4 protein-coding genes are annotated in these 4,095 nt (G+C 63.5%); 3 read left to right on the top strand and 1 reads right to left on the bottom strand.

What is annotated here, in order from left to right; genetic code table 11:
• The first annotated feature begins 402 nt into the window (after window positions 1-402).
• Window positions 403-1,836 carry an NADP-dependent phosphogluconate dehydrogenase gene (gene gndA / locus VHL31_RS13030; RefSeq protein WP_329661651.1) on the top strand — a complete coding sequence of 478 codons (1,434 nt, stop codon included), beginning with the start codon at window positions 403-405 and terminating at the stop codon, window positions 1,834-1,836.
• Window positions 1,837-1,908: 72 nt separating this feature from the next.
• On the opposite strand, the gene VHL31_RS13025 is transcribed toward gndA, so the two are convergent.
• Window positions 1,909-2,349: a response regulator gene (locus tag VHL31_RS13025; protein ID WP_329661650.1), complete on the bottom strand. Its 441-nt coding sequence runs from the start codon at window positions 2,347-2,349 to the stop codon at window positions 1,909-1,911.
• A gap of 472 nt (window positions 2,350-2,821) precedes the next feature.
• Between VHL31_RS13025 and VHL31_RS13020 the strand changes: the two genes are divergently transcribed.
• Complete coding sequence (locus VHL31_RS13020; RefSeq protein WP_329661649.1) at window positions 2,822-3,205, top strand: hypothetical protein; 384 nt, start codon at window positions 2,822-2,824, stop codon at window positions 3,203-3,205.
• Window positions 3,206-3,801: 596 nt separating this feature from the next.
• A partial coding sequence (locus tag VHL31_RS13015; RefSeq protein WP_349262430.1) for an MFS transporter occupies window positions 3,802-4,095 on the top strand: 294 nt, incomplete at its 3' end.

The raw sequence follows: 4,095 nt of genomic DNA, 5'->3' as shown, positions 1-4,095 counted from the left end.
ATCCGCCCGTCTTCGAGGCTCAGGCTCATTATCTCGACCGGTACGGACTGTTCCTGCCGGGTGAGCGGGAGCGCCTGAGCCCGGAGGACTGGGCACCGGAGGTCCTGGATCTGGAAGCGGTCGATGATTGAGCCAGATCCGACCTCAGTCGACACGCTGGCCTGACAGCGGCCGAGGAGACGGTCATCAAGATCTCCCACTCGCCCTATCTCGAGGGGCTCCGGTGGTAGACCCTGTTCGACAGAACCTATGACGGCGCGAGAACGGAGCCTCAAGCGTCAAGATGATCCCCGACGCGCGATCCTGGCACTGCACGATCAACAACGGCGACGTCGACACCAGGTTGGTGTACGTTACCTTTGTGCGTGCTCAATCCGAGGGACCCTGAACAGGAACAGTGACATGCCGCAGCTTGCCGATCTTGGGGTGACGGGCCTGGCGGTGATGGGGGCAAACCTCGCCCGCAACGCTGCCCGCAAGGGCCTTCGTGTCGCCCTGCACAACCGGACCAACGAGAGGACCGACCAGCTTCTCACTCAGCATGGCCAGGAAGGTGGCTTCATCGGGAGCCACTCCATCGAGGAGTTCGTCGCGTCGCTGTCCAAGCCGCGGGCGATCATCATCATGGTCAAGGCCGGCAAGCCTACCGACGACGTGATCGCCGAGCTCGTGCCGCACCTGGACGAGGGGGACATCATCATCGACGGCGGCAATGCGCTGTTCTCGGACACCCGACGCCGGGAGCGGGCGCTGGCGGAGCGCAAGCTCCTGTTCGTGGGCATGGGGATCTCCGGTGGCGAGGAGGGAGCGCTCGAAGGTCCCTCGATGATGCCCGGTGGTGCCAAGCCGGCCTGGGAGCGGATCGCCCCGATGGTCACCAGGATGGCGGTCTCGGTCGATGGTACGCCATGCTGTGCCTATATCGGCCCTGACGGGGCCGGTCATTACGTGAAGATGGTCCATAACGGCATCGAATATGCCGACATGCAGCTGATCGCCGAAGCCTACGACCTGATGCGTACGGTCTATGGCATGAAGGCACAGGAGATCAGCAAGGTCTTCGCCGAGTGGAAGGCCGGAGATCTGGATTCTTACCTGATCGAGATCACTGCGACGGTGCTCGCCAAGCAGGACATCTCGACGGGCAGCGCGCTCGTCGATGTGATCCGCGACGAGGCCGAGCAGAAGGGCACCGGACGCTGGACCGCGCAGTCAGCGCTCGACCTTGGTGTGCCGATCACCGCGATCACCGAGGCAGTCTATGCCCGTGCCTTGTCAGGACGTCCCGCACAGCGAGCCGCCGCGGCCAAGGCGTTCGGGCATGCCCCGGCAGCTGCCGCCCAAGCGGGCCCCCATGAGATCATGATGATCCGTGATGCGCTCTACGCGTCGAAGATCATCGCCTATGCCCAGGGCTTCGAACAGCTCGAGGTGGCTTCGAAGGAGTATCAGTGGGACCTCGACCTGGGGATGATCGCCACGATCTGGCGCGGCGGCTGCATCATCCGGGCAGCGTTCCTCGATCGGATCCGTGAAGGCTACGAGGCTCATCCCGATGCACCCAGCCTGCTGCTGCAACCCTACTTCCGCGACGCCGTGCTCAAGGCTGAGAAAGCATGGCGCGAGGTGGTGGTGCTGGCCGTACAGAAGGGGGTCGCCGTTCCAGCCTTTGCCTCGTCCCTCGCTTATTTCGACGGCCTGCGCCGTGAGCGCGGGCCCGCCAACCTCCTGCAGGGCCTGCGGGATTATTTTGGTGCGCATACCTATCGCCGGATCGACAAGGAAGGGTCGTTCCACACCCGCTGGTCGCAGGATGGTGCTGAGATCATCATCTGATCTGTGGCTCTTCATCAAACGAAGCCGTGACGCCAGCTCCCTGCCTGCTGAGCAACGCCGGGCTGCGGTTGGTCATGTCAGGCGGTCGACGACCTGACGCTCCATGTGCGGCCGCCCGAAGATCTCGATATCGGCCGGCAACACGGCTGGTTCCCGTCCGTCCTTCAGCGCCATGACGCAGCTCAGGATCCCAGGCACATTCCCGATGTCGTAAGGTTTACGCACCACGCCCCATGCCAGCTGCCGGTGTGCGCGCGCATGCACCAGGTGGGGCGTCATGAAGATGCATGGTGTTCGATACCGCTTGCCCAGGTAGTGGGCGACATTCACGCCGTCGCCGCCTTCGCGAAGATTGAGGTCGATCAATGCGAAGTCCGGCCGGCTCTCCCCACAGAGTGCTATGGCTGCTGAAACACTGTCCGCCGGGCCAAGCACCTCATGTCCACTTTGCTTCAGTGTCCATTCCAGCACCGCGGCCACCAGAGGTTCGTCCTCGACGATCAGGATAAGCATGGGCCTCCTGCACCGGCGCTCGGTTCCACGTTGCGCTAAGTTCGCTTCAGGGGCGGCGTTCCACCAGATATCGTCGTTCAGGCTCGATTGCTGGCACTGTCGCTGCGACTAGTTCATCACCTCAAACGTGTTCATGAGCCCGCGCTTGCGACACCGCTGGCAGTGGCGTCTTGTAGATGCGGCAGCCACCAGACAGCGGCTGTCCTGGCCGCAACCCGCCTCGGCTGGCCAAGGCCAGCGGGCCACTTGAGTTCATCGAGGTGCAGGTCCTTGCCGGCTTCGGCCGGTTCGATCCGGCAGCCGGATGAACGTCTGAGCGGTGATGCCTGGTCCTTCAGCTGCCGTCGCCATCATCTTGTACGTGCGCTGGGAAAGGCGGGTGAAAAGCAGATCCACAAGAACAAGTCGCCGTGACACGATCATGTGTACACGCTACGGCTGTGAGATCAGGGAGCTCCTAACGGGACGACGCATGATGCACAGGATCGCCCTCATCGTTGGCGCAGCCATGTTAGCTGGTGCGACAGCTCATGCAGCCGATGCGCCGGAGCTGACGGGAACATGGAGTGGCTCGGGCCCCTCGGTCAGTGAGGATGAAGGATGGGAGGCGGCTCGGTCGGCTAACCTCCAGATCACTGAGCAACGTGGGCCAGTATTCAAGGGGCACGTGCAGTACGAAGGCGGCGAGGAGGACTTCGTCGGTGTCGTCCAGGCCGATGGCAAGAACATTCTGATCTCGAACGACGACGGCAACGTCATGGCCACGCTCATCAGCCCAAGCGAGATGGAGGTCTGTTATGTCGAGGGTGGTGGAGATGCTACAGCCTACTGCAGCATGCTGAAGCGGAGCGAGTAGGTCCGGATGAGCGACACTACCGAGGCTTCCCTACTCTCCGGCTGGAGCGTCTAGCTTAGCAATCTCAACATCCCGATCGTGCTCATGAGCCCGCACTTGCCGTGCAGGTGCAACGTCAGCTTGGCCAGCGTCTTCCCACCCTCGAACGGCTGAAAGGAGTTCCGTGTGCTCGCCAGACTGCCACGACAGCAGATCTGGCAGACCCTGTGGAGGCAGTCCCACTCCTGGAGGCCACGGAAGCGGATGCTCGCGAGGCCGGCGCCGCAGATGATGTTCTCGTTTCGTGGAACAGGCCAGGGCCTAGCGGCGCGGGCAGCGGGATCATGGTGGGCTGGCCGTGCAAGATGGACCTGCCTTGCGGGTGATGCATCCCGAGAGCATCGTAGGCATCCGGGGCACGGTGCTGGCTCTGTTGCCGGCATGGCTAGCCGCAGCGTCGCTCGTGGCACTATCTGCCGCCGCCGACCAAAGCATGTCGCAAGGCCGTCCGTGGAGAGGCAGAGATCTTGAAGCGCCCGCCGACCATGACCGCACCGTCGCCGGTGGCCGCGGGGCCAGCTACCGGCACCGGACCGCGCGTCCTGCCGAACAAGCACATGGTCCTGTTGGCTGCGATCCTTGGCTCAAGCCTGGCCTTCATCGACGGATCGGTGGTCAACGTCGCGCTGCCGGGCATCCAGCAGAGCCTGAACGCCAGCCCAGCCGAGGCCCAATGGATCGTCAACGCCTATCTGCTGTTGCTGGGCGCACTCGTGCTGATGGGCGGCTCGGCGGGCGATCGCTATGGTCGTCGGCATGTCTTCCTGCTGGGTGTTGCGGCGTTTGCCGTGGCGTCCATCGCCTGCGCGGAGGCGTCCGATGCCCGGCTGCTGATCTTGGCCCGTGCAGGA

The sequence above is a fragment of the Geminicoccus sp. genome, assembly GCF_036263595.1.
Classification (GTDB): domain Bacteria; phylum Pseudomonadota; class Alphaproteobacteria; order Geminicoccales; family Geminicoccaceae; genus Geminicoccus.
This window is presented reverse-complemented; position numbering and strand designations above follow the sequence as displayed.